Raw genomic sequence first — 25240 nt, 5'->3', positions numbered from 1 at the left:
AGGTTTTTCCCGCTGCCGTGGTCTTTAGTTGCGGCCGACCTCCGACATTCGCTATAATGGTGAAGCGAATGGAGCGGCTCAGGCAGAAGGGAGTTGTGGTGGAATGACGGAGACGCAGTTTGCCCGTTTTTCGTTTCAACCGTTTGTCATCGAAGCCATTAAGGCGCTTCGTTTTTATAAACCGACGGAAATTCAAGAACGCATCATTCCGGGGGCGTTGCGCGGCGAAAGCATGGTCGGCCAGTCGCAAACCGGGACAGGGAAAACGCATGCCTATTTGTTGCCGATCATCGAAAAGATCGATCCGGAGCGTGCGGAAGTGCAGGCTGTCATCACGGCGCCGACGCGCGAGCTGGCGACGCAAATTTATCATGAGACATTGAAGATTACAAAATTTTGCCCGAAAGACCACATGATCATCGCCCGCTGTTTCATCGGCGGGACGGATAAGCAAAAAGCGCTCGAGAAATTGACGGTGCAGCCGCACATCGTCATCGGCACGCCGGGGCGCATCAACGATTTCATCCGCGAGCAGGCGCTTGATGTGCATACGGCGCGCACTCTTGTTGTTGATGAGGCCGATTTGATGCTGGATATGGGCTTTCTCGTCGATGTGGACCAAATCGCCGCCCGCATGCCGAAAGAGTTGCAAATGCTTGTGTTTTCGGCGACCATTCCGGAAAAGCTGAAGCCGTTTTTGAAAAAATATATGGAAAATCCAACATTCGTCCAGGTCAAGCCGAGACAGGCGGCAAACGAAAACATCGAGCATGTGCTCATTCCGCTGCGTGGGCGCGAGAAGGCTAGGCTGCTTCATGATGTGCTTGTCAGCTACAACCCGTATTTGGCCATCGTGTTCGTCAACACGAGAAAGATGGCGGATGAAGTCGCCGACCTTCTTGCGGAACAAGGGCTGAAAGTCGGCGTGCTGCACGGCGATTTGACGCCGCGCGAACGAAAAAAAGTGATGAACCAAATCCGCGATCTCGAGTTTCAATACGTGGTCGCCACCGATTTGGCGGCGCGCGGCATCGACATCGAAGGAGTCAGCCATGTTGTCAACTACGAACTGCCGGATGATTTACAGTTTTACATCCACCGCGCTGGAAGGACGGCGCGCGCCGGCTACAACGGCATTGCGGCGACGATTTACGAGCCGTCCGACCAGGATGCGATCGCCCGCCTGGAGAAAATGGGCATTTCGTTCGTCCACCGCGATCTTGTGCGCGGCGAATGGAAAGAGCTCCCGCCATGGAACCGGCGGAGCAAGCGGGCGGGCGAAAAGAAAGACGAACTCGCGCCGGTGATCGCCAAGCTGAAAAAGGCGAAGAAAGTGAAGCCGGGCTATAAGAAAAAGCTGCGCGCCGAGCTCGAAAAGAAGAAAAAGCGGCTTGGCCGTTTCAAACAATTGTAGTCTTGGCCCGGAATGAAACGAAAAGGGAGAGAAGAGGATGCTAAAAATCGGTTCACACGTGTCGATGAGCGGCAAAAACATGCTGCTCGCCGCCAGTGAGGAAGCCGTTTCCTACGGCGCGAATACGTTTATGATTTACACGGGGGCGCCGCAAAACACAAGGCGCAAGGCGATCGAGGAACTCAATATCGAAGCCGGGCGAAAACATATGGCGGCGCACGGCATTGAGGAGATCGTCGTTCACGCCCCGTACATCATCAACATCGGGAACACGGTCAACCTTGATACGTTTGCGCTTGGCGTTGATTTTTTGCGCGCTGAAATCGAGCGGACAGAAGCGATAGGGGCGAGCCAGCTTGTGCTGCACCCGGGTGCTCATGTCGGCGCCGGGGCGGAGGCGGGGCTCCGGCAAATCATCCGCGGGCTGAATGAAGTGTTGACGCGCGGGCAGACCGTGCAAATCGCGCTTGAGACGATGGCCGGCAAAGGATCGGAATGCGGGCGGACGTTTGAGGAGCTCGCGTACATTATCGACGGCGTCGCCTATAATGATAAGCTGTCCGTTTGCTTTGATACATGCCATACGCATGACGCCGGCTATGACATCGTCAACGATTTTGACGGCGTCCTTGAGGAGTTTGACCGGATCATCGGTCTCGGGCGGCTGAAAGTACTGCACATCAACGACAGCAAAAACCCGCGCGGCAGCCGAAAAGACCGCCATGAAAACATCGGGTTCGGCCATATCGGGTTTGCTGCGCTCAATTATATCGTCCATCATCCACAACTGGAGGATATTCCAAAAATTTTAGAAACGCCGTATGTCGGTGAGGAGAAAAACAACAAAAAACCACCGTACAAGCATGAAATTGCGATGCTGCGGGCAAAGACCTTTGATGATCGATTGCTTGAGAAAATTGCAGCTGACGAGCAATAAAAAAGGGCGTTCCGCCCTTTTTTACTTTTTTTGCACAAATTGCAAAAACAGTTCGTTCGCTTTTTTGGCGATCTCCGGCGAGGTGATTTTCGCCAGCTCGCGCACCCATTTTTTCCGTTCTTGCGGATCGAAAACGTTGATATCATTCGTCCGGGCCAGATGGAGAATTTTTTTCGCCTGGCTGACGGTAATCGGCAGGCCGTAGTCCCGGCTGTAGGCCGCCAATTCCTCTGGGGTGATCGTTTTCAACTTTTGCTTGACAAGCTGTTGATAAAAATTCATTGCCACCGCCTCCTTCGTTCTCTTCCATCATATGGCGTGAACAGAAAAGGGGTGTATGATATAATGGAAATGAAAGCAAAGGGAGAAAGGGTGGTAATTTGGCGGCAAAACAGCATAAAAAGGAACCGTTGAACCATGTGTTGTACCGGGTGGTCATGATCGCCATCGGCGCGGCATTGGCTGCCTTCGCGATCGAGCGGCTGCTTGTTCCGAATAAAATGATCGATGGCGGCATTATCGGTGTTTCGCTCATCCTCGATTACTTGATCCCAGATGAATGGCGGCTGCTCAATTTTGCCACGCTTGTCATCCTCTTAAACGCCCCGTTTATGTATTTCGGCTACAAGCACATCGGCAAAACGTTTATGTTGTCGACGATTTTAGGCGTCGTCATTCTCGGAGCCGCTGAACGGGCATTTCATCATTTTTCCCCGCTGACGGCCGAGCCGATTTTGGCAACGGTGTTTGGCGGTTTGGCGCTTGGGCTTGGCGTCGGGTTGGTCATTCGCCATGGTGGGTCGCTCGATGGGACGGAAATTTTAGGAATTTTGTTGACGAAAAAAATCCCGTTTTCCGTCGGGGAGTTCGTCATGTTTGTCAACGTCTTTATTTTCGGCTGGGCGGCGTTTGTGCTCGGGGTCGAGGCGGCGATGTATTCGGTCATGACGTACTATATTGCTTCCAAGACGATCGACGCAGTCATCGAAGGGCTTGATGAGACGCGGGCCGCTTTTATTGTCACTGATTATTATGCGGAGATTTCGGACGCCATTTTGCACCGCCTCGGCCGCGGAACGACGAAATTGATCGGCAAAGGCGGCTACACCGATGAAGAAAAAGAAATTATTTATGCGGTCGTCACGCGCTTGGAAGTGACAAAACTAAAATCGATCGTCAATGAAATCGACCCGGATGCGTTCATCACCATTATGCCGACGCATGAAGTGCGCGGCGCCCGCTTTAAATCAGCGATTCATTGAGGTTTACAAAACGCGGATGGCGGGGTATACTTGCATAGTGAAGCAAATCAGAATGATTCTGAATTAGCAAGGGAGAACCGCCATGGAGAGTGGGCTTGTTTTGCAAATTGAGGATGTGTCGTTCCGCTATGAAAACGAGAACGTGCTTGAGCATGTTAGTTTAACGGTGCCGAAAGGAGCATTTTTAGGATTGGTCGGCCCGAACGGCTCGGGAAAATCGACGCTGCTCAAATGTGTGCTCGGCTTGTTAAAACCGAACAGCGGCCGCATTTTTTTGTTCGGCGAGCCGATTGAATCGTTTCGCGAATGGCATCGAATCGGTTTCGTGTCGCAAAAAGCGAACAGCTTCAACCGCAGCTTTCCGGCGACGGTTGAGGAAGTGGCGGCGAGCGGATTGACGGCGAAACGCGGCTTGTTCCGCCTGTTGACGAAAGAAGACCGGCGGGCGGTCACGGCGGCGCTTGAGGCTGTTGGGCTGAGCGAGTTGGCGAAGCGCAATATCGGCGAGCTGTCCGGCGGCCAGCAGCAGCGGGTGTTTATCGCCCGGGCGTTGGCGAGCCAACCGGATTTGCTCATTTTAGACGAGCCGACGGTCGGCGTGGATGCCCGCCATGTGCACGAGTTTTATGAGCTGCTTGGCGATTTGAACCGCCGCGGTTTGACGCTTATCTTAGTGACGCACGACATCGGGACGATTACGGAGCGGGTCACCCATATCGCCTGTTTGAACAGACGCCTCTATTTCCATGGAAAAGCGGAGGAGTTTGAACAGCTTGGCGACGAAGCCATTTCGCAGTTTTACGGGCATCCGCTTCACGTTCTCTCCCACGAGCACTAGAGGGGCCATATAAACGATTGACGTTGGAGGAATGACACGTGTGGGAAGCCTTATGGCAGTACGAGTTTTTGCGCAACGCCTTCTGGGCCGGGGTATTGACCGGATTTGCCGCGCCGCTGCTTGGCGTGTTTATCGTTGTTCGGCGGCTCTCGCTCATCGCGGATGCGTTGAGCCATGTCACGCTTGCCGGCATTGCCGCCGGGCTGCTGCTCGGGAAGTCCGTGCCGGCGGCAGCCGGATGGAACCCGCTGTACATCGGCATGGGCTTTTCCGTCATCGGCTCGCTGTTTATCGAAAAGCTGCGTGCTGTGTACCGGCATTATGAGGAGCTTGCCATTCCGATCATTTTATCGGCCGGCATCGGCTTAAGTGTGATTTTGATTTCAGCGGCCAACGGATTTACAACTGATTTGTTTTCGTACTTGTTCGGCAGCGTGAGCGCTGTCAGCCGCTCTGATGTCGGAACGGCGCTCGGCGTCGCGATTGTTGCTGCCGCCGTCATTTTCGCTTTTTACAAGGAATTGTTTCTTCTCTCGTTTGATGAGGAATATGCCCGCGTTTCCGGCGTCCGCGCCAAGCTCATTCATTTTTTGTTTATCGTGCTTGTCGCTCTCGTCATCGCGGCGTCGATGCGCATCGTTGGCGTGCTGCTCGTTTCTTCGCTCATGACGCTGCCGGTGGCCGCGAGCATCCGCATCGCCAAAAGCTTTAAACAAGCCATCGCATATTCCGTTTTCTTCGGGGAGCTTTCCGTCATCGTCGGCTTGCTGGTGGCATACGAACTCGATTGGGCGCCGGGCGGAACGATTGTCATGATGGCCGTGGCCATTTTGCTTCTCGTATTAGGATGGAAAAAATGGAGAAGGGGGCGGTCGCGATGAACGTCGGCGAAGCGTTGCAGTTAATGAAGGAAAAAGGGTTTAAATATACGGAAAAACGGAAACAAATGCTCGAGCTGTTTGCCGGCCGCGACAAATATTTGACGGCAAAAGAAGTGCTTGAGGCGCTTCGTCCCGCTTATCCGGGCTTAAGCGTTGACACGGTGTACCGCAATTTGTCGCTCTTTGCTGCGCTCGGCATTTTGGAGATGACCGAGTTGTCAGGAGAGAAACGGTTTCGGTTCGCCTGTGACGCCCGCCGCCATCACCATCATTTCATTTGCACCGAGTGCGGGAAAACAAAAGAAATCGATATATGTCCAATGGAAAGGCTGGCCACGCAGCTCGACGGCTACGAAATCGCCGACCATAAATTTGAAATTTACGGAACATGTCCGCAATGCCAAAAACATCTCCCGATATAAGACGGGAGATGTTTTTCTTATGGCGCCAAGCGCAGCTCGACTTCACGCTTGGCCTCGAGCCAATGCCGGACGCGGATGACATTGTCAGGAAGCGGGCCTTGGTTGTATGGCGTGTCAAACAAAATGACCGGGATGCCGCATGCTTCTGCGATCTCACAAGCGTTATCGTATTTATCTTCAAAAAAGGCGGCCAGCCTGTATTGGCGGACGGCGGCGATTTTATCGTGGGACCCGATCAGCTCAATATGGTGGTAATGGATGCCGTGCCGTTGAAACCAGCGTTCGGTGAGCTCGTACAAATGGCGGCCGCGGGCGCTGATGTAATACAGCTCGTATTTGTCTTTCCAGCTGTCAATCACCTCAAGCGCGTAGCGAGCCAGCGGCGCACGTTCGTAAATGCCCGCCTCATTTTCCGCAAGCCACCGGTCCATTTCTTCCTCCGTTGTCCCGTACAGCGGCGCCAAATTATATTGTGTAATGTCGCCTAATGTGAGTGGTTTGCCAAATGCCTCGTTTAAATACGGAATAAATGTGCTCGGACACGTCACCGTGCCGTCAATGTCGATCCCGAGCCGGTGTTTCATCGTCGCATCCCCCTTTTAGAAAATATTCACACTGATAAAATGACACCGGTTTCTCATACTAAGAATGCTCCTTACTTTAGGAAAGCGAGGGAAGCATATGGCAGATGACCGCGAGCGCACGTATAATGGAAGTTACGTGCAATCGATCGGAAAAGAGGAACCAGAACGCACTTTCATGGAAGAAACAGCGGCGGAAGTCGCTGAACCGATTCGCCGCCGCGACGAGCGGGATGAAGAACGCGCAGGCGGCGCCGGGCTTGGATGGCTCGCCCTGGCGTTGTCGATCATCGCCTTGTTTATTTGGCCGATTTTGTTAGGAGCCGCCGGCATCATCGTCGGTTTTATTGCACGCCGGCGCGGGGCGGAAACGCTTGGGGCTTGGGCCATCGGGATTGGCGTCATCGCCATTCTCGTCCGCCTGTTTATTATGCCGTTTTATACGTAAAAAAAGCGAGGGTGTCCCCAAGGCGGGGACGCCCTATTTTCGGCGTCCGCCCGTTGGCGCGCCCCGTTTATTCCGGGGCGCCGCTTTTCAGGGAGGCTTCTTTTTCCTTTTGTTTCGCAAAATATTCTTCCGCCAGCTTGTCGATTTCCTTTTTCAGCTCTTCTACCATTTGTTCTTCCGGTACTTTGCGGACAATTTTGCCGTGGCGGAACAACAAGCCTTCGCCGCGGGCGCCGGCGATGCCGATATCCGCCTCGCGCGCTTCGCCCGGGCCGTTGACCGCGCAACCGAGCACGGCGACTTTGATCGGCGCCTTAATTTTGGCGATATAGTCCTCGATTTCATTGGCGATGCTGATCAAATCGATCTCAATCCGCCCGCACGTCGGGCAGGAAATGAGCGTCGCCGCATTGGAGGCGAGCCCGAACGTTTTTAAAATTTCGCGCGCCACTTTTACCTCTTCAACCGGGTCGGCGCTTAACGAAACGCGGATCGTGTTGCCGATCCCTTTGCTTAAAATGGCGCCGAGTCCAACCGCGCTTTTGATCGTGCCGGAGAAAAGCGTTCCCGCTTCGGTGATGCCGACATGGAGCGGGTAGTCGAACGTGCGCGCCGCTTTTTCGTACGCTTCAATGGCGAGGCGCACATCGGACGCTTTCAACGAAACGATAATGTCGTGAAAATCGAGTTCTTCCAAGATGCGGATATGGTATAAGGCGCTCTCGACCATGCCGTCGGCTGTTGGATATCCGTATTTTTCTAAAATGCGTTTTTCCAGCGATCCGGCGTTGACGCCGATGCGGATCGGCACGCCGCGCTCTTTCGCCGCTTTCACGACCGCTTCGACTTTTTCGCGGCGCCCGATGTTGCCTGGATTGATGCGGATTTTATCGACGCCGCCTTCGATCGCTTTCAGCGCCAATTTATAGTCAAAGTGGATGTCGGCGACAAGCGGGATGTTGATTCGCTTTTTTATTTCCGGTATGGCCTCAGCCGCCCGCTCGTCCGGGCAGGCGACGCGGACGATTTGACAGCCCGCCTCCTCAAGCCGGCGGATTTGCGCCACCGTCGCCTCGACATCGTGCGTTTTCGTCGTCGTCATGCTTTGAATCGTTACTTCATTGCTGCCGCCGATCGTCAGCGGACCGACGCGGACGGGCCGCGTTTTTGAACGATGGATTATGTCACCCACGAACATTCGCTCCTTTAAACCAAATGCTGTCCTGCCCTAAGTTTATCAGTAGTGACAACACGTTAGCAAGAAATACACTACGCTTATTTTTTATATACTGGGATTTTATATACTTTTCCAATTTGAAGAGCGTTCGCCTTTGTGCCGGGATTCAGCTTCTCAAAGTCGCGGATCAACGTGTCGATTGAAACGGGAAGCGGCCCTTGCTGTTCACGCTCGGCAATGGACAAAAGGGTGTCTCCGGCTTTAATTTTAATCGTTTTGTAAGCAAGGCTGCCGATCGTCTCGTCGACGATCAGCGGGTTCGATGACGTCGGAAGCGTTCCGGTTGTCAAATCCCGGTAGGCGATGCAGCCGACAAGGATGGCGACACAAACAAGCAGCCACTTTTTCATGATTCCTCCACCGCTTTTTTTATGAAATGTATGCTTGTCCGCGTGAAATATGAGAACAATTCAAAAAAATTACAAAGTATTTACACGGGCTTAATAGTTGGCCGACATAATGGGAGAAGGAGGGGGACGAGCATGAAAAAAACACGAAGAGAGATGAAGTTGCAAAACCAGTTAATCATTTTATTTGTCGGCATTGTAGCCATCTCAGTTGGACTGGTTGGCGCAGTATCGTATGCGAAAGCCAAAAAGGAGACAATGCAAGCGATTGAGCAACGCCTTGAGCGGGAAACGGATATGATGTATGAACTGGTGCAAAACCTTTTATTTATGTACATAGGGGATCAAGAACAGTTTATGGAGCGTGTGAACGAGGGCGTCCGCAAGCAACAAGCCGAATTGATGCAAGATGGGATGCCGGCTGAATTTTTTCTCGTTGCTGAAACGGTTCGCCCATTCTACATAAGCCGGCGCTCACAGCTTTTGCTTCCGGAGACGCTCACCGAACATATGAAAAAGAAAAGAAATGGGATTTCCTATGCCGTTATAAATGGAAAAGATTATACACTTGTTTACCGGAATATACAGGAATTAAAAGGAATCTATGTTATTGCTGTGCCTACAAGTTCATACATGACGGCTGTGCGCCAAATGGCTGTTTTTATTTTGGCGGCAACATTGATCAGCGCATGTGCGGCCTCATTGGTCATCATCGCGTTTGTCCGAACGGTGATAGCACCTATCGTCAGCCTTCAGCGAGCGATGAAAAAGGTGGCGAATGGAGATTTGAGCAGCGACCTGTCCATCATTTCCCGCACCCGGGAAATTCAATCGTTGTCCGCCAGTTTCCAACAGATGGTTCGCAATATGCGGGAGATGATTTATCGCATATCGGTTACAACAGAACAGCTTTCGGATAAAGGCGAGCAATTAAAAACAGTATCTAAAAAGACAGTGGAGAGTAATCAGGAATTAATGGAAGCAGTCGGAATGGTGAAAAGCGGTGCTGCGGAAACGGCATCTTCTTCAGACGCAACGATTACCTTCTTTCAGCGAATGAAAGAGGATATGGTGCAAGTCACTGACCAGATGGAGATGATCCAAGAAAGCTCCCAACATATGAATACGGCTGCTTTGGAAGGGGGAAGACAAATTAAGCAACTGACGCAGTCCATTCAGGCACTCGAGCAGGAAATTGCCCAAATGGCCGGCGCCGTCAAAAAGGTTGAGAGCTACTCATCGTCCGTTGCCAACATCGTGCAAGTGATTCGCACGATCGCTGAGCAAACGAAATATCTTTCTTTGAACGCAACGATTGAAGCGGCGAGAGCAGGAGAAGCTGGAAAAGGGTTTGCTGTCGTGGCGAAAGAAATAAGGCGGTTAGCGGAGCAATCAGGAAAAGCGGTTGAGTCGATTGCGAAAACAACGGAAGAGATGGTCGATGTCATCATCGCGACAACGAAGCAAGGCATGCTCGTTTCCGAACGTTTTTCTACGTATATGCAGACAGCGTACCGCTCGAAATGTTCCTTCGAGGAATTGCTAAGGGAGATTGCAGTTGTGACAGAGAAGATCGAGGGTATGAAACGACATATGGGAGAGTTGGCAAATTCGGTTCCTCCGATGGAACAGGCAACCATTTCGTTCGTATCAACGGCCCAACAAACATTGGCAAGCGCTGAACAGATGCTTCATTCTTCCCACACACAAACAACAGATATGAAGGCGATGTATCGAATCGGGCTTGAGCTTATTGAGCTCGGCCAAACGTTGAGGCAAAGCGTGAAACAGTTTGAAACGGCCGGATAAAAAGCCGCCAAGGAACTCCTTGGCGGCTAGCTGTTTCGCTGGGCTGAGGCAGGAACTTCCTTCACCGCCAAAAAGAGAACGGCGAGCGAAACGAACCAATGGATAAAGGTGCTATACGGCACGATCGTTTGGACTGTTTCCATTAAAGCAAAAAAGACCGTCGACAGCGTAATCGCATAAGCCGACATGATCCATGTATGACGGTAGCGAAGCTTTTTGTCTAACATGCCGGCAAACATGAGGCCAAAGAAAGCGAGTAAGCAAACGCTGACGAATTTCCCCGCGCAAGCGAGCACATATAAAACAAGCCCGAAAAGCGGAATAAGAACCGGGAGAAGCGACTGCAAGCTGGCAATAAACACGCGCACGTCCTCATCAGTGATGGTTACGTCTGGAAACATGGCATAGCTGTAGTGCTGCGCCTGATAGCCGGCGACGAGCACAGCCTCATGTTTCAACAAGGCGATGGCATTCGGCAACCGTTCTACTTCCCGTCTCGTCACCTTACCCGTGCTGTCAAAAACGATCGTAAATCCACCTTGGTCAATATGAATCGGTTCAGCCGCCGCTGAGCGAAGCTCGCCGTTTTCAATCGAAAAGGGCGGGAGGTCGTTACGCAACAAAGCGCTTGTCGTGCGAATGCTCTCAGCTAGCGACGTTGAAGCATAGTAAAAAGTTGGGAGAACGGATAAAAGCGTCAGCAAAAACAAATAGCCAATTGTTTTTCCAATTCCTTGAAATCGAAAACGGGCGATGTCTTTGGGGGAATATAGGCTTTTCCATAGTTGGACGAATACATTCATCATGGCCACACCTTTCTTTTTCTCCATTTCCATTGTATATGCTGGAACAGGCGAATTCAACTGTGATCGTTTCCTGTTCATTGGTGGACAGGCAAATTCATTGAAACATTGTGGCAATTTTGGTAAGCTGATTTTGAACGGACGTGCAGCGTCCGCTTACATAATGCAAAAGAAGGAGGAGATTTAGATGCCATTTGAATTGCCAGCATTGCCGTATCCGTATGATGCCCTGGAGCCGCACATCGACAAAGAAACGATGAACATTCACCACACGAAGCACCATAACACATACGTTACAAATTTGAATGCGGCGCTTGAAGGGCATCCGGATTTGCAAAACAAATCGCTCGAAGAACTGCTCAGCAATTTGGAAGCCCTTCCGGAAAGCATCCGCACGGCGGTGCGCAACAACGGCGGCGGCCATGCGAACCACTCGCTTTTCTGGACGATTTTGTCGCCAAATGGCGGCGGCGAGCCGACGGGTGAGCTGGCTGACGCCATCAACAAAAAATTCGGCAGCTTCACCGCGTTCAAAGACGAGTTTTCGAAAGCAGCGGCCGGCCGTTTCGGTTCTGGCTGGGCATGGCTTGTCGTGAACAACGGCGAGCTGGAAATCACAAGCACGCCGAACCAAGACTCGCCGATCATGGAAGGCAAAACGCCGATTCTCGGCTTGGACGTTTGGGAGCATGCGTACTACTTGAAATACCAAAACCGCCGTCCGGAATACATTGCCGCATTCTGGAACATTGTCAACTGGGACGAAGTGGCGAAACGGTACAGCGAAGCGAAAGCGAAGTAATCAACAAAGCGGGGCGAAACAAAACGCTCCGCTTTTTTTCGACGAAGGGGGCAGGCAAAGGGAGCGGTTTTCGTTGCGCCGGGTGCATAGAGGCAGCGGAAATGGCCACACTACCGGATAGACGAAAAGGGGAGTTCGCAATGGCATTTTTCGAAAAATTGACCGGCCAAGAACAAGTAGGCCGTGATTTACTGCTGCTGCTTTGCATTGGAGGATTTTATGCGCTCGGTGTTTCCCTGTCGAACACGTTTGTCAACATTTATTTGTGGAAACAGACCGGCGATTTTCGCGATTTGGCATTGTACAACTTGGCGGTCGTCACGATGCAGCCGCTGACGTTTATCGTTGCCGGCCGTCTGGCGAAACAGATCGACCGCATTTTGATTTTACGGCTTGGCGTGTCATGTTTAGCCGTTTTTTTTGTCACGGTTTTGCTGGTCGGCTCCCGCGCCCATCAATATTTGCTCGTTCTCGGCGCGCTGCTCGGCGTCGGCTACGGTTTTTACTGGCTCGCTTTTAACGTGCTGACATTTGAAATTACCGAACCGGAGACGCGCGACTTTTTTAACGGTTTTTTCGGGGTGTTGACCTCATCAGCCGGTATGATCGGGCCGATTGCCGCCGGCTACATCATTTCGTCGCTGGCCGGGGCAAAGGGGTACACGGTGACGTTTTCGTTGTCGCTCGGTTTGTTTCTTGTCGCTGTGCTGCTCAGCTTTTTCCTTAAGCGCCGTCCGGCAGCGGGGAAATATTTATTTTTCCGCATTTTAAAGGAACGGAATGAAAACCGGAACTGGCGGCTCATTACGAACGCCCATTTTTTTCAAGGACTGCGTGAAGGCTCGTTCGTTTTTGTCATTTCCGTGCTTGTCTACGTCAGCTCCCATAGCGAATGGGCGCTTGGCAAGTACGGATTGGTCAATTCCTTCACATCGTTTATCGCTTATTACGTCGTCTCCCGGTTGATGAAGCGGGAATACCGGATGAAAGCCATTTTGTTGGGCGGTCTTTTGCTGTATGCAGCCATTTTTCTCATCGTCTTTCATCCTTCGTACCCGCGCCTTCTTCTTTATGCCGTCACGATTGCCATCGCTTATCCGATTTTGCTTGTTCCGTACTCATCGTTGACGTTTGACGTGATCGGGAAAAGCTGGAAATCAGCGGAAGCGCGCGTCGAATATATCGTCGTCCGCGAGCTGTTTTTAAACGCCGGGCGGATGGCATCGATTTTAGCCTTTTTGGCGGCGGTGACACTGTTTGGGGAAAAGATGGGCATTCGTATGCTCATGTTTGTATGCGGGGCTGGACATCTAGTGATTTACTGGTTCGTCCGCCGCATCCGCTTGACTGATGGCCATCCGGAGCGGGAGCGGCAAGGGCGGCTTTTGCTTCGGCCGAAGCTGGCCAATGAACGGGGCGGCCCGACAGCATAAAAGTCGCCCATGTTTTTCCCTAGCCAACCCCTTCTTTTTCTTTTACAATAGGGGGGAAAGGAGGGCCGGGGGATGAAACGGAAGAAACGGGCACAAGTGCCGATTCGGTTAAACATTTTGTTTTTCTTTGTCTTTTTGTTGTTTTCAGTGCTTATTTTGCGCTTGGGCGTCGTGCAAATTGTGTACGGAGAGGACTACCGCCGCGAAGTGGAGCGAACGCAGGATGAAATCGTCAGCACGCCGGTGCCGCGCGGCAAAATTTACGATCGATTCGGCCGCGTGATCGTCGACAACACACCGCAAAAGGCGATTACGTACACGCGCTCCAAAACGACACAGCCGGAAGAAATATTGGACATAGCAAGGAAACTTGCCCAATACATCGACATTCCCGATGCTGAGAAAAAAGTGACGGAGCGCGATATGAAAGATTATTGGATTTTAACGCATCCGAAAGAAGCGAAACGGAAGGTGAGCGAACAAGAACGGAAAAAGCTCGCTGATCAAGGATTGACGCAAAAAGAGATCGACAAAAAAGTGTACGAGTGGACGCTCGATCGCATCACCAAGCAAGATTTGGCGCAAATTTCGAAAGCAGAGCTTGAAGTGATCGCCATTAAACATGAGATGGAGAGCGGCTACGCCTTGACGCCACAGACGGTCAAAAGCAAAGGAGTGACCGACCGCGAATATGCGGTCGTCAGTGAGCATTTGGGCGAGCTGCCCGGCGTCAATACGACCGTTGACTGGGACCGGAAATACGTGTATGACAACACATTCCGCTCCGTGCTCGGCAGTGTGACGGAAGAAGACGAAGGCGTCCCGCGCGAACGGCTCGATTACTTTTTAGCCCGCGACTACAGCCGCAATGACCGCGTCGGCAAAAGCTATTTGGAGATGCAGTATGAAGAAGTGCTGCACGGCAAAAAGGCAAAAGTGAAAAACGTTGTTGACAAATCGGGCAATGTCATCTCGGTTGAGCAAGTGTATCCAGGCGAGCGCGGCAAAGATCTCGTGTTGACCATCGATGCTGAATTGCAGCAAAAAGTCGAAGAGATCATTCAGCAGGAGATTCTGGCGACGAAGCGCAAAGGCCGATCGCCGCTCTTGGACCGGGCGTTTGTCGTCATGATGAACCCGAAGACGGGCGAAGTGTTGGCGATGGCTGGAAAACTGCTTCGCGATGGCGAGTTTGTCGACTTTGCCATCGGCAACATTACGTCTGCTTATGCGATGGGATCGGCGGTAAAAGGCGCGACCGTTCTCACCGGCTTTCAAACGGGCGTGCTCCATCCGAATACGTATATTAAGGATGAGCCGCTTTATATCTACCGAACTCCTGAAAAAAAATCATGGAAAACGATGGGGACGATCAACGAGCTGACGGCGCTCAAGCAGTCGTCGAACGTCTATATGTTTAAAACAGCGATCGCCATCGGGGGCGGTGTGTATCGTCCGCATCAGCCCCTTGACATCAATCCGGCCGCGTTTACGACGATGCGCCATTATTTCAGCCAATTCGGATTGGGTGTGAAAACCGGCCTCGACTTGCCGAACGAATTGAGCGGTTTTCAAGGGCAAAGCAAACTGCCAGGATTTCTGCTTGACTTGGCGATCGGCCAGTACGATATGTATACGCCGATGCAGCTGGCGCAATACGTCTCGACGATCGCCAACGGCGGCTATCGGATGAAGCCGCAACTCGTCAAAGAAATTCGTGAGCCGTCCATTGACGGAAAAGAACCTAGCCGCGTCATCAAACGGTTCGAGCCGATCGTGTTAAACCGCGTCGATATGAAGACGGAATACATTGAGCGCGTGCAGGAAGGGTTCCGCCGCGTCATGCAAGAGCCGGGCGGAACGGCGTATGCGTATTTCGCCGGCGCTCCGTACAAGCCGGCCGGGAAAACAGGGACGGCTGAAGCGTTTTACGACGGGCCGATCAAAAGCCGCCGCAATGACTCGACCTACAATTTGACGCTTGTCGGCTATGCGCCGTATAACGATCCGCAAGTATCGTTTGCGGTCGTCGTCCCGTGGGCGACGCAAGGGGAAAGTGATGGCATTAACAACCGCATCGGCCGCCGCATTTTAGATGCGTATTTTGAATTGAAAGTAAAGAGGGCCAATGGAGAGAAGGCGGCTTCAGAAACAAATGAGCAACAATAAACTGGGCTGATTCGACAGGCGGTTTCCCTGTTGAATCAGCCTTTTTATTGAATAAAACAAAGGTGAATAAGCGAATAATAAATACATCCAATTCGCTATTTAACTTGTGCGTGCGGTCAATTTCATTCCTATTTTTCATACAAAAGATAAAGATTTAATTAGGTACCATTTGTCCGAGCCGGACAGTAACGCGGTCGGAATGTTTACACAATCTTAACATTCCGTTTAAACCTCGTTAATAGCCGCCATTTATGATAGGACATGTAAGGAGAAAACGAAATGGGCAGGGGGAAAAACGATGAACAAGTGGAAACGGCTCATGTTATCCGGGGTGCTCAGCGGGGTGATGGTAATCGCTGCTGCCTGTGGCGGAGGCAACGGAGCAGAGGAAAATGACGCCAACGGTGAGTCCGCAGCGAACGAACTGTCGGGCGAAGTGATCATGGATGGCTCCTCGACCGTCTATCCGATTGCGGAGGCAGCCGCTGAAGAATACATGGCTGAACAGCCGAACGTGAAAGTGTCCGTCGGTATGTCGGGAACGGGCGGTGGATTTGAAAAGTTCACGAAAGGGGAAACGGATTTTTCGAACGCTTCCCGTCCGATCAAAGAGGAAGAGAAACAAGCGGCCGCTGCCAACGGCATTGAATTCCAAGAATTTCAACTCGCTTATGATGGCCTTTCTGTCGTTGTCAACAAAGAAAACGACTGGGTTGACTACTTGACGGTCGATGAGCTGAAAAAAATGTGGACGGAAGATGGCACGGTGAAAAAATGGTCGGACATCCGCCCAGGATGGCCGGATGAGGAAATTAAGTTTTTCTCGCCGGGTCATGATTCCGGGACGTATGACTACTTTGATGAAGTGATTTTGGAAGGAAAAGAACTGGTCAAAACGGCTCAACTTGCGGAAGACGACAATATTCTCGTTCGTGGGGTTGAAGGAGATCAATACGCGATCGGCTACTTCGGCTATGCGTATTACTTGGAAAATAAAGATAAGCTGAAAGTGGTTCCGATCGATGGTGGCAACGGTCCGGTCGAGCCGACGAACGAGACGATTGAAACAGGAAAATACACTCCGCTTTCGCGTCCGCTGTTTACGTATGTGAACGTCAAATCGCTGAAAGAAAAACCGCAAGTGTATGACTACATGGAATTCTTGATGGAAACAGCCGGGGACTTGGCGGAAGAAGTTGGTTACGTCCGCCTGCCGGAGGAAAAGTATAAAGAACAGCTTGAAACGTTGAAAGGATTGAAATAGGTTTCGTCAGGCCGGCGACAAGGGATGTCCGTCGGCCTAGACTTGTGACTGCGGCTGGAATATGTCGGAAAGGAGTTTTCGTTTTATGGGGATTCCAACGAAGAAAGAACAGCAGTTATCGGTGCGGGAGATGATTGCCGAAAACCAAACGCGGCAACATTGGCCGAAAAGGATGGAAAAGCTCGCGCCGAAGTTTCTCTTTACATTGGCGGCGCTCTCCGTGCTCGTAACGCTCGGCATTTTGTTTACTCTTCTTTTTGAGACGATCGAATTTTTCCGCCGTGTATCGATTGTTGAGTTTGTCACGAGCAAAGAGTGGCTTCCGTGGAATGAGGAGCATGGATCGTTCGGCGTCGCTCCGCTTGTGACCGGCACGCTGCTGACGACCGGTATCGCTATGCTTTTGGCTGTTCCGGTTGGACTCGCTTCGGCTATTTATTTGAGCGAGTATGCGTCGGAGCGGACGCGCCGAATCATCAAGCCGGCGCTCGAAGTGCTTGCCGGCATTCCGACGATCGTTTACGGATTTTTTGCGTTGACGATCGTGACGCCGTTATTGCAAAAGGTTATTCCGGATTTAGAGATTTTTAATGCGCTCAGCCCGGGGCTCGTGATGGGGATTATGATCATTCCGATGATCGCCTCGCTGTCAGAAGACGCGATGAGCGCGGTGCCGAACTCGATTCGCGAAGGCGCTCTTGCCCTTGGCGCCACAAAGCTTGAAGTGGCGCTTAAGGTCGTGCTTCCCGCCGCTGCTTCTGGAGTGATCGCTTCATTTATTTTAGGCATTTCCCGGGCGGTTGGTGAAACGATGATCGTCGCGGTGGCTGGCGGATCATCGCCGGAATTTACATTTGATGTGACGAAATCGATTCAAACATTAACTGCCTATATCGTCCAAGTGACAACGGGCGACGCCGGTTACGGGACGACGATTTACTACAGCATTTATGCTGTCGGGATGACGCTGTTTGTTTTTACATTGCTTATGAATATATTGGCGCAATACATTTCCCGCCGGTTTAGGGAGGAGTATTGAAAACGATGGAAAACAAAATGGACAAACCGCTCGTTTGGAAGCGAATGAAAGGAAGGCTGGCGCAAAACACCATCCTGCAAGCCATCTTCTTTTTTGCGACCGTTTTTGGACTGATTGCTCTTATGCTGTTATTATCCCGTGTTATTATGCAGGCGATCGGCTGGCTGGATGGCGACTTTTTAAACAGCTTTCCTTCGCGCCGGCCGGAAGAGGCTGGGATCAAATCCGGATTGGTCGGCTCCCTCTGGCTGATGGCAATCGTCGCACCGGTTTCGTTTGTTTTGGGGGTCGGGACGGCCATTTATTTGGAAGAATACGCGCGCAAAAACCGTTTCACCGCTTTTATTCAAACGAATATTTCCAATCTGGCCGGTGTACCGTCGATCGTGTTTGGCTTGCTCGGGTTGACGATTTTCGTCCGTGAGCTCGGGCTCGGGCGCAGCGTGCTTGCAGCTGGATTGACCATGAGCTTGCTCGTTCTTCCGGTGATCGTCGTCGCGGCCCAAGAAGCGATTCGTGCCGTTCCTCAGCAGTTGCGAGAAGCGTCGTATGCCATGGGGGCGACGAAATGGCAAACGGTTTGCCGGGTTGTGCTGCCGGCGGCGCTGCCGGGGATGTTAACGGGGGCGATCTTGGCGCTCTCCCGCGCCGTCGGGGAGACCGCTCCGCTCGTGGTGCTCGGCATTCCAACGTTTATCGCCTACTTGCCGAGCGGCGTGTTCGATACGTTTACCGTTATGCCGCTGCAAATTTACAACTGGACAGGACGGCCGCAAGAGGAGTTTCAGCATGTAGCGGCTGCCGGGATTATCGTCCTGCTCGTCTTTTTAATTTTGATGAATTCGGTCGCGGTGTTGATTCGCAACAAGTTTCAAAAGCGGTTTTAACGCAAAAATTTCGGGGAAGAGCGAAAGGAGACCAATCAGATGATGGCAACAAAAACAAAGAAAACAAAACTCTCACCGTTGGTCGAACCGTCTGCGGCAACGCCGGCGGTCGAAGATGTTGCAACAAAAGGCGTTGTGTACGAGACAACAGATTTAAACTTATGGTATGGTGAACATCATGCGCTGAAGCACATTCATTTAACAATTTATGAAAATGAGGTGACGGCAATTATCGGGCCGTCAGGATGTGGAAAATCGACCTATATTAAAACGTTGAACCGAATGGTCGAGCTCGTGCCGAACGTCCGCATTGCCGGCCAGCTCGTCTACCGCGGGCGCAACATTTTTGACCCTTCCTATCCGGTTGAACAATTGCGGACACAAGTCGGCATGGTGTTTCAAAAGCCGAACCCGTTCCCGAAATCGATTTACGACAATATTGCGTACGGTCCCCGCATTCATGGCATCCGCAATAAAAAAGTGCTCGACGAAATTGTCGAAAAAAGTTTGCGAGGGGCGGCGCTTTGGGATGAGGTAAAAGATCGGCTGCACGATCATGCCTACGGGTTATCAGGCGGACAGCAGCAGCGATTGTGCATCGCCCGCTGTTTGGCGATTGAGCCGGACGTTATTTTAATGGATGAACCGACGTCGGCGCTCGATCCGATTTCCACGTTGAAAATCGAGGAACTTATTCAAGAATTGAAAAAACAATACAGCATCATTATCGTGACCCATAACATGCAGCAAGCGGCCCGCATTTCGGACAAAACAGCGTTTTTCTTGAACGGAGAAGTGATTGAATACGCAGAGACGAACAAGCTGTTTTCCAATCCGGCCGACCAGCGTACAGAAGACTACATTACCGGCCGTTTCGGATAAAAAACAAGGGAGGAAAGCCTGAAATGCGTGAAACGTTTGCTGATGACTTGCGAGCGCTGCACAACAAGCTGGTTGAGATGGGGCGGTTAACAGAAGTGGCATTGCAACAGGCGATTGACGCGTTTCAAACACAAAACAAACATTTGGCGATGGCCGTCATTGACGGAGACGGCTCGATTGACAAGCTCGAAGAAGAAGTGAACGACTTTGCGTTGTGGCTCATTGCGAAACAGCAGCCGGTCGCGACCGACTTGCGCCGCATCATCGCCGCGATCAAAATCGCGGGCGATATCGAGCGGATCGCCGATTTTGCCGTTAATGTCGCCAAGGCGTGCATCCGCATCGGCGGCGAGCCGTTCGTCATCGACATCCGCCCACTAGTGTCGATGCACCAATTGGCGGCAGACATGGTATCGGCGGCTATGACGGCGTACGATCGGGAAGATGCATCGCTGGCTGCACAAATTGCCGATATGGATCGTCAGGTTGACGAGCGGTACGGGGAGATGATGAGAGCGCTGCTTGAGATGGAGAAAACAGATAAAGAGGCGCTGGCGCAAATGAACGTGCTGGCTCTCGTCGCCCGGTATATTGAACGGACGGCGGATCATGCGACCAACATCGCCGAGCATCTCCTTTATCTCGTCAAAGGGAAGCATTATGATTTGAATGATTGATGCAAATACAAAGAAGGAGGCAGTCTTTTCATCATTTGCCTCCTTCTTTCCGTTATGGTTTAGCAATCAAGCGGCTGATTGCCGCATAATCCATATCGCTTCGCACGTTATAGGCGCCGGGGCGGATCGAGCGCGTCAGCCCGTGCTGCTGCAAGTACTCGCGAAACGTGCGAGCGCTTTGAATAATGCCGGCAGCCTCAAGCTCTTTGGCGAACGTTTCCGGAGTGTCGCCTGTTTGGATGACAAGGCGGTATATGTATACTGTTTTCGCCGGTTGCGCAGCCGGCTGTTCAGCCGACGTTTGCCGGTCGCGGCGAAGTTGATCGTATTCGCTTTTCGCAATGGCAACAAGCCCGCGTTGTTCGAGAAACGCCTGCACTTCCGCTTCCGTCGGCGCATCGGGGGCGGAATGATAATACGAGACACCGATGAATGACGTGGCAACAAGCAGGCCGAGAGCAAAGGCGCGCATCGTCCGTTTCTTCATCGCAGCAATCTCCTCACGATCCGCTCGACCTCGGCAACCGTCAAACCGGTCTCTTGCGCAATCTCTTCGAGCGGAAATCCTTGTTTATGCAAAAAGAAGATGCGCCGCTCGGTGTCGGAAAAAGGACCGCGGCGGGGCGGGCGCCGGCGCTCAGGGATGAGCAGTTCCTCCTCGATGACTTGCAGCCGTTTTTTCATTTGATACGTTTCTTGCGCCAACGAGACAGCCAGCTGGTCAATTTGTTCTTCGAGCGGCTTCCATTCGTCTTTGGCGAAAAAGGAAAGGACAAGCAAAAGAATCGATAAGGCCGCCAAGGCGATGATCATGTATTCTACCATCATGAATCCCTCCTCTTTTCACTATATCATATCGTATTCTATTTGTGGCCGGTCTTGTGGAAAAAGATAAAATGGAGGGAAATGAAATTTAGAGGTGGAAATCGTCGCAGAAAAATGCTATCATAGAAAGGTCTGATTATATAAAGCACGTTTGGAGGGAAAAAGGATGCGTGTGAACATTACACTGGCATGCACAGAATGCGGCGAACGCAACTATATTACGTCCAAAAATAAACGCAACAACCCGGAACGTCTTGAACTGAAAAAATATTGCCCGCGGGACCGCAAAGTTACGTTGCACCGCGAAACGAAGTAAGCAGTAGGAACGCCATTCCTGCTGCTTTTTTATCTTTCGGACAGAGAGGGGAGCGACGATGGACCGCAAACGGGAACTGCGCCGTCATATGCTCAGCCGGCTTCGGCAGCTTCCGGCGCCTGAAAAACGAGTTTGCGACCGGCAAATTGCCGGTTATTTATATCAATGGACGCCGTGGAAACAAGCCCGGGCGATCGCCATCACGGTGGCGCGGGAGACGGAAGTGGATACGGCGCCGATCATTGAACAAGCTTGGAGGGAAGGAAAAAAAGTCGGCGTGCCAAAATGCGACCCAGCGGCGAAAACGATGACGTTTCGGCGGATCGTGTCGTTTGCCCAGCTTGAAGAGGCGTATGCCGGGCTGCTTGAGCCGATCGAGGAACAAACGACGGCGATGGATCGCGAGGAGTTTGATCTCATTATTGTTCCAGGAGTGTGTTTTGCCAAAAATGGCTTTCGGATCGGCTACGGCGGCGGGTATTATGACCGGTACTTGCCGGGGGCGGCGGCAGTGACGGCGGCGCTTGCCTATTCGTTTCAAGTGGTGGACGACATCCCAGCAGAAGAACATGACGTGCCGGTAGAGTTCATTATTACCGATAAAGGGGTCATTCGCTGTGAGCGGTGAATGGGCGTATATTGCTGCATCCGCCATCGCAGCCGGCGGCGGGTGGCTGCTGCGCTTGCTGTCCGCCTCGGGAGCGGCGGCGACCGTTGTTGTCGGCGCCTTGGTTGGGTATGGTTTTTCATGGAGCGGGCTATGGTTGCTGGGATTATTTTTTGCCAGCTCCAGCTTTTTCAGCCATATCGGGAGGCGGAAAAAGGAGAAACTCGCCGAAAAGGTGGCAAAAGGGGGGCGGCGCGATGCGGTCCAAGTGCTGGCCAACGGTGGAGTGCCGGCTGCGCTCGGACTGCTGGCGGCGCTGCTCCCTGACCCGGTTTGGAACGAGCTGTTCGTCGTCGCGGTCGCGGCGGCGAACGCCGATACATGGGCGTCGGAAATCGGTGCCTTGAGCCGGCGTCCGCCGCGGACATGGCCGAGTTTTCAGTCGGTCGAGGCCGGCACTTCCGGAGCGGTGACGCTCCTTGGCACGGCCGCTTCCCTTGCTGGGGCGCTGTTCATCGCCGCCAGCGGCGCGTTGCTCCTTCCCGCTGCACCGTGGCTCCCCCTTGCACTGTTCGGCTGGTTTGGCAGCTGGCTGGATACATGGCTTGGCGCCGCCTGGCAGACCGTTTACCGCTGTCCGGTATGCGGGATCGCCACCGAGCGAAAACAGCATTGCGGGCGGATGACCGTTCAGGTGAAAGGATGGCGCTGGCTTGACAACGATGCCGTCAACGTCTTGTCGGCTGCCGGTGCGGTGCTTGCCGCCGCCCTTGTGCTGGGGCGTTAGGCCGTCTGCTTCATAATTAAGGGGAAAAAGGGAAAAAAGAATAACGAGCATGTCATATGATGAAGGGGGAACACCAATGAACAAATGGTCGTACTCGCTGTTGGCGGTCGCAGCCGGATGGCTCGCCTATCGTTATCGTTACCGAATGGCTGACTGGGCGTTGCGCATTCCGCCGCTGCGAAAGCAGCTTGTTCGCTTTGCGCTCAACATTCCGGCGGTGCGCAACGCGGTTGTGTCGCAAATGTTGCGCTAGAGAGGCGGTGGCCGGCTGGCCGTTTTATGATGCCGCGAACGGGAAGCTGGCCACCCTTATCGTCGATTTCAAAGCGGGCGGGTGGAAAAAGCGCGCCTGGGGCGGGAACGGCACAGCCTCCCTCTGGATTGCGCTGGATCATCCAGACAGCCGGAGCTTTGCTGTCCGCCGGGTTCGGCCTGCCGGAGAAAGGGAGAGGAGAACATGGTTGGAACGATGGATGTATTGTTTTGGCAGCTTGTTCATCTTTTGCTTCGCGGCGGTTACCGCATCGCGCGGATGGCCGAACGCGGGGATGAAGTATGGCTCGAATCGGCCCGCTGGCGGCGGCCGACACTCATCCGCCTCGTCCGCGCCGATTTCGACTGGAGTCGGTCGCTGCGTCTTGATATGGAATATACGTGGCAATTCATTCGGCGGATGGACGGACGGGCAACCGGCAGAGGAGGCCAGGTTGTCAACGTATACATCATGGCGTATCCGCCGGTTGATGACTGGGAGTTTCTCATTGACGAACCGCTGCCGCTTTTAGGGACGGGCGATGGCGCGTTTCATACGCTTCTCATTCATAGCGGCAACATCAATGACATGCTGCCGCGGCTCGAGGAGATGACCGGGGCGGCGCTCCGCCCGGCTCCATCTGCGGAAGAGGAAGACCCGTTCGCCGCCGCCGAGCGTTTCAAACATCAAGTGCTGACGGAATGGCGCCGCCAACGGGAGGAAGAGCGGCGCATTTTTGAATACGGCAGGCCGGTGTTCACTCGGCTGCTGATGATCGTGCAAGTCGCTATGTTTTTTGTTCTCGAGTGGAGCGGTGGCAGCACGGACCCCAACGTCTTGATCCGGTATGGCGCCAAATTCAATCCGCTCATTGAGGCGGGGGAATGGTGGCGATTTTTGACGCCGATGTTTTTGCATATCGGGTTTTTGCATTTGTTGACGAACACGTTTGCGCTGTATTATTTAGGGACGACGACAGAGCGGTTGTACGGTTCGCTTCGCTTTTTGATCATTTATGCAACGGCTGGTTTTTTCGGAACGCTGTCGAGCTTTTTGTTCACTCCATCGATTTCGGCCGGGGCGTCCGGCGCCATTTTCGGATTGTTTGGGGCGCTTCTTTATTTTGGGACGGTTTACCGGCATCTATTTTTTCGGACGATGGGCATGAACGTAATCAGCTTAATCGTCGTCAACCTGCTGTTTGGCCTGCTTGTTCCCGGCATTGACAACGCCGGCCATATCGGCGGGCTTGTCGGCGGCTTTCTGGCAGCGGGTGCTGTCCATTTGCCGAAGCAGACCGCTTCGGGGCGGCAGGCCGGCGCATTGGCCGCCGCGTTGTTATTGGCAGCGTCCGGCTTATGGCTTGGTTTCCGCTAAGGAACTTGGATGAGCATGACTTTGTCTCCATTTTTCGCTTCAAGCAAAACAAGGATTTGACCGTAATCTTTCCGGATCAAAATAAGGGGCACCGTGCTGCCGATCGGCGAGAGGATGGAGCCATCCTCTTTTTTTATGCCGAGAACGTACGACTTATAGATCCCCTCCCATAGGCGGCCGATGATCGTCTGTGTTTTTGTCATCGACAAGCCGGGCAGCGGTTGTTCCGTATAAGCGACAAGCTCCGGCAAATAAAGGGCGTAGTAGTCTTCTTTCGATAGCGAAAAATGGGAAAGCAGCTCGTCCGCCTTATGGCGGAGAAATTCGTTCGTTGCCTTGTTCAAGACGCGCTGCCATTCGCGCTCGGCGCCCGTTTTCGGCCGGCGGAATGATGCGAGCGGATGGTATGGCGAGTCGATGACATACAAATACGCGCTTGACATCGTTTGGCTGCTTGTGATCGTTTCGCCCCTGTGCAGTTCACCATGATGGAACGAAATGGCTTGGAAAAAACGGCTGTCATGCATAATTGCTGTTTTTTCCATGGCGATCGTTCCGGTGTTCGTCTCCCATCGGGACAATACATCAACCAATCGGCCGTCAGCAAACAGCAATGAAACGTCTTGCCGCAAATAGGCGCGGCGGTTCAGCGTGGAGACAGTGGACCAACGCAGCGAATAGCGCCCGCGCTCTTTGTTTGTTGCAAGCGCAAGAGTGGTTTTCGCTTCGGTGAACACCGCCTCGCGGTCAAGCGGGAAAAATTTAATCGTTTCCTCGGTGCGCTGACGCTCCCACCACGAAAACAGCGCAGCTATAGCGGCGAGAAAAAACGCTGCTCCTACGGCGGCCAACAACCATCGTCTCATGGCATCCTCCCTGAGCGGACAAGTTTCCACCAATATATGCATAGAAAGGGACATTTATGTATGAATTTCCTGCTGGT

Annotated in this window: 29 protein-coding genes; 21 read left to right on the top strand and 8 right to left on the bottom strand. The window is 52.6% G+C overall.

The genetic code is table 11. The annotated features are described in order from the left end of the window. The first annotated feature begins 103 nt into the window (after positions 1–103). A complete protein-coding gene (locus CV944_RS02365) occupies positions 104–1414 on the top strand; it encodes a DEAD/DEAH box helicase (RefSeq protein WP_050367557.1) in 1311 nt (436 codons plus the stop codon). Positions 1415–1451: 37 nt separating this feature from the next. After that, positions 1452–2351: a deoxyribonuclease IV gene (locus CV944_RS02360; protein ID WP_063330790.1), complete on the top strand. Its 900-nt coding sequence runs from the start codon at positions 1452–1454 to the stop codon at positions 2349–2351. Between the two features lie 21 nt (positions 2352–2372). Here CV944_RS02360 and CV944_RS02355 read toward each other — a convergent pair whose 3' ends face one another. Beyond that, positions 2373–2633, bottom strand: a complete 261-nt coding sequence (locus CV944_RS02355) for a DUF2624 domain-containing protein (protein WP_047818712.1) — start codon at positions 2631–2633, stop codon at positions 2373–2375. A 98-nt stretch (positions 2634–2731) separates the two neighbouring features. On the opposite strand from CV944_RS02355, the gene CV944_RS02350 reads away from it, so the two are divergent. The 4 genes from CV944_RS02350 (at position 2732) to CV944_RS02335 (ending at position 5754) form a co-directional block, all read left to right on the top strand. Then, positions 2732–3613, top strand: coding sequence for a YitT family protein (locus tag CV944_RS02350; protein ID WP_094238977.1), 882 nt, complete (start codon positions 2732–2734; stop codon positions 3611–3613). Positions 3614–3695: 82 nt separating this feature from the next. After that, complete coding sequence (locus tag CV944_RS02345) at positions 3696–4451, top strand: metal ABC transporter ATP-binding protein (RefSeq protein ID WP_033010234.1); 756 nt, start codon at positions 3696–3698, stop codon at positions 4449–4451. 38 nt (positions 4452–4489) lie between these two features. After that, a complete protein-coding gene (locus CV944_RS02340; protein WP_063330789.1) occupies positions 4490–5332 on the top strand; it encodes a metal ABC transporter permease in 843 nt (280 codons plus the stop codon). Next, the gene (locus CV944_RS02335) at positions 5329–5754 is read left to right on the top strand and encodes a Fur family transcriptional regulator (RefSeq protein WP_033010232.1); all 426 of its coding nucleotides are present in this window, start codon (positions 5329–5331) and stop codon (positions 5752–5754) included. Before CV944_RS02340 ends, CV944_RS02335 begins: the two co-directional genes overlap by 4 nt. Before the next feature lie 17 nt (positions 5755–5771). On the opposite strand, the gene CV944_RS02330 is transcribed toward CV944_RS02335, so the two are convergent. Then, positions 5772–6338, bottom strand: coding sequence for a nucleotidase (locus CV944_RS02330; protein ID WP_033010231.1), 567 nt, complete (start codon positions 6336–6338; stop codon positions 5772–5774). A 97-nt stretch (positions 6339–6435) separates the two neighbouring features. Here CV944_RS02330 and CV944_RS02325 point away from each other — a divergent pair, with 97 nt between their 5' ends. Then, a complete protein-coding gene (locus CV944_RS02325; protein WP_033010230.1) occupies positions 6436–6783 on the top strand; it encodes a hypothetical protein in 348 nt (115 codons plus the stop codon). 67 nt (positions 6784–6850) lie between these two features. Here the strand turns inward: CV944_RS02325 and ispG are convergent, their stop codons facing one another. Further along, complete coding sequence (gene ispG / locus CV944_RS02320; RefSeq protein WP_100659081.1) at positions 6851–7975, bottom strand: flavodoxin-dependent (E)-4-hydroxy-3-methylbut-2-enyl-diphosphate synthase; 1125 nt, start codon at positions 7973–7975, stop codon at positions 6851–6853. 83 nt (positions 7976–8058) lie between these two features. Next, positions 8059–8370, bottom strand: coding sequence for a LysM peptidoglycan-binding domain-containing protein (locus CV944_RS02315; protein ID WP_033010227.1), 312 nt, complete (start codon positions 8368–8370; stop codon positions 8059–8061). A gap of 132 nt (positions 8371–8502) precedes the next feature. Between CV944_RS02315 and CV944_RS02310 the strand changes: the two genes are divergently transcribed. Then, entirely contained in the window at positions 8503–10176 is a 1674-nt protein-coding gene (locus CV944_RS02310) for a methyl-accepting chemotaxis protein (RefSeq protein ID WP_050497521.1), read from the top strand. Between the two features lie 26 nt (positions 10177–10202). Here the strand turns inward: CV944_RS02310 and CV944_RS02305 are convergent, their stop codons facing one another. Further along, positions 10203–10979 (bottom strand): DUF1189 domain-containing protein, encoded by a 777-nt coding sequence (locus tag CV944_RS02305; RefSeq protein WP_100659080.1) that lies wholly within the window; start codon positions 10977–10979, stop codon positions 10203–10205. Between the two features lie 187 nt (positions 10980–11166). Between CV944_RS02305 and CV944_RS02295 the strand changes: the two genes are divergently transcribed. From CV944_RS02295 to phoU, 8 genes are all read left to right on the top strand, one after another. After that, positions 11167–11781, top strand: a complete 615-nt coding sequence (locus tag CV944_RS02295; protein WP_047818706.1) for a superoxide dismutase — start codon at positions 11167–11169, stop codon at positions 11779–11781. Positions 11782–11921: 140 nt separating this feature from the next. Next, positions 11922–13214, top strand: a complete 1293-nt coding sequence (locus CV944_RS02290) for an MFS transporter (protein ID WP_100659078.1) — start codon at positions 11922–11924, stop codon at positions 13212–13214. A gap of 72 nt (positions 13215–13286) precedes the next feature. Beyond that, positions 13287–15383: a peptidoglycan D,D-transpeptidase FtsI family protein gene (locus CV944_RS02285; RefSeq protein WP_100659077.1), complete on the top strand. Its 2097-nt coding sequence runs from the start codon at positions 13287–13289 to the stop codon at positions 15381–15383. A gap of 298 nt (positions 15384–15681) precedes the next feature. After that, positions 15682–16647, top strand: a complete 966-nt coding sequence (locus CV944_RS02280; RefSeq protein WP_063165265.1) for a PstS family phosphate ABC transporter substrate-binding protein — start codon at positions 15682–15684, stop codon at positions 16645–16647. An 85-nt stretch (positions 16648–16732) separates the two neighbouring features. After that, positions 16733–17686 carry a phosphate ABC transporter permease subunit PstC gene (gene pstC, locus CV944_RS02275; protein WP_063165266.1) on the top strand — a complete coding sequence of 318 codons (954 nt, stop codon included), beginning with the start codon at positions 16733–16735 and terminating at the stop codon, positions 17684–17686. Positions 17687–17691: 5 nt separating this feature from the next. Then, complete coding sequence (pstA, locus tag CV944_RS02270; RefSeq protein WP_198518478.1) at positions 17692–18573, top strand: phosphate ABC transporter permease PstA; 882 nt, start codon at positions 17692–17694, stop codon at positions 18571–18573. A 39-nt stretch (positions 18574–18612) separates the two neighbouring features. After that, on the top strand, positions 18613–19455 hold the full coding sequence (pstB, locus tag CV944_RS02265; RefSeq protein ID WP_044743156.1) for a phosphate ABC transporter ATP-binding protein PstB: 843 nt from the start codon (positions 18613–18615) through the stop codon (positions 19453–19455). A 23-nt stretch (positions 19456–19478) separates the two neighbouring features. Beyond that, positions 19479–20132, top strand: coding sequence for a phosphate signaling complex protein PhoU (phoU, locus tag CV944_RS02260; protein WP_063330783.1), 654 nt, complete (start codon positions 19479–19481; stop codon positions 20130–20132). A gap of 52 nt (positions 20133–20184) precedes the next feature. On the opposite strand, the gene CV944_RS02255 is transcribed toward phoU, so the two are convergent. Together CV944_RS02255 and CV944_RS02250 are read right to left on the bottom strand one after the other, a co-directional pair. Continuing rightward, positions 20185–20619 carry an MltG/YceG/YrrL family protein gene (locus tag CV944_RS02255; RefSeq protein ID WP_100663797.1) on the bottom strand — a complete coding sequence of 145 codons (435 nt, stop codon included), beginning with the start codon at positions 20617–20619 and terminating at the stop codon, positions 20185–20187. Further along, complete coding sequence (locus tag CV944_RS02250; protein ID WP_063330781.1) at positions 20616–20957, bottom strand: hypothetical protein; 342 nt, start codon at positions 20955–20957, stop codon at positions 20616–20618. The genes CV944_RS02255 and CV944_RS02250 overlap by 4 nt, the downstream gene beginning before the upstream one ends. Positions 20958–21123: 166 nt before the next feature. Between CV944_RS02250 and rpmG the strand changes: the two genes are divergently transcribed. From rpmG to CV944_RS02230, 5 genes are all read left to right on the top strand, one after another. Next, a complete protein-coding gene (rpmG, locus tag CV944_RS02245; protein ID WP_011231931.1) occupies positions 21124–21273 on the top strand; it encodes a 50S ribosomal protein L33 in 150 nt (49 codons plus the stop codon). Positions 21274–21331: 58 nt separating this feature from the next. Then, entirely contained in the window at positions 21332–21901 is a 570-nt protein-coding gene (locus CV944_RS02240; protein ID WP_033010210.1) for a 5-formyltetrahydrofolate cyclo-ligase, read from the top strand. Further along, positions 21891–22667 carry a DUF92 domain-containing protein gene (locus CV944_RS02235; RefSeq protein WP_044743159.1) on the top strand — a complete coding sequence of 259 codons (777 nt, stop codon included), beginning with the start codon at positions 21891–21893 and terminating at the stop codon, positions 22665–22667. Before CV944_RS02240 ends, CV944_RS02235 begins: the two co-directional genes overlap by 11 nt. A 76-nt stretch (positions 22668–22743) precedes the next feature. Next, a complete protein-coding gene (locus tag CV944_RS17405; RefSeq protein WP_167438915.1) occupies positions 22744–22920 on the top strand; it encodes a hypothetical protein in 177 nt (58 codons plus the stop codon). A 204-nt stretch (positions 22921–23124) separates the two neighbouring features. Further along, on the top strand, positions 23125–24297 hold the full coding sequence (locus CV944_RS02230) for a rhomboid family intramembrane serine protease (RefSeq protein ID WP_198518477.1): 1173 nt from the start codon (positions 23125–23127) through the stop codon (positions 24295–24297). Here the strand turns inward: CV944_RS02230 and CV944_RS02225 are convergent. Further along, positions 24294–25163 (bottom strand): hypothetical protein, encoded by an 870-nt coding sequence (locus tag CV944_RS02225; protein WP_063330778.1) that lies wholly within the window; start codon positions 25161–25163, stop codon positions 24294–24296. The two genes, CV944_RS02230 and CV944_RS02225, sit on opposite strands and share 4 nt — an antisense overlap. Positions 25164–25240 lie beyond the last annotated feature (77 nt).

The sequence above is a fragment of the Geobacillus sp. WSUCF-018B genome (assembly GCF_002809985.1).
Lineage (GTDB): Bacteria > Bacillota > Bacilli > Bacillales > Anoxybacillaceae > Geobacillus > Geobacillus thermophilus.
Note: the sequence above shows the minus strand (reverse complement) of the source record. Positions and strands in the feature narration are given on the sequence as shown.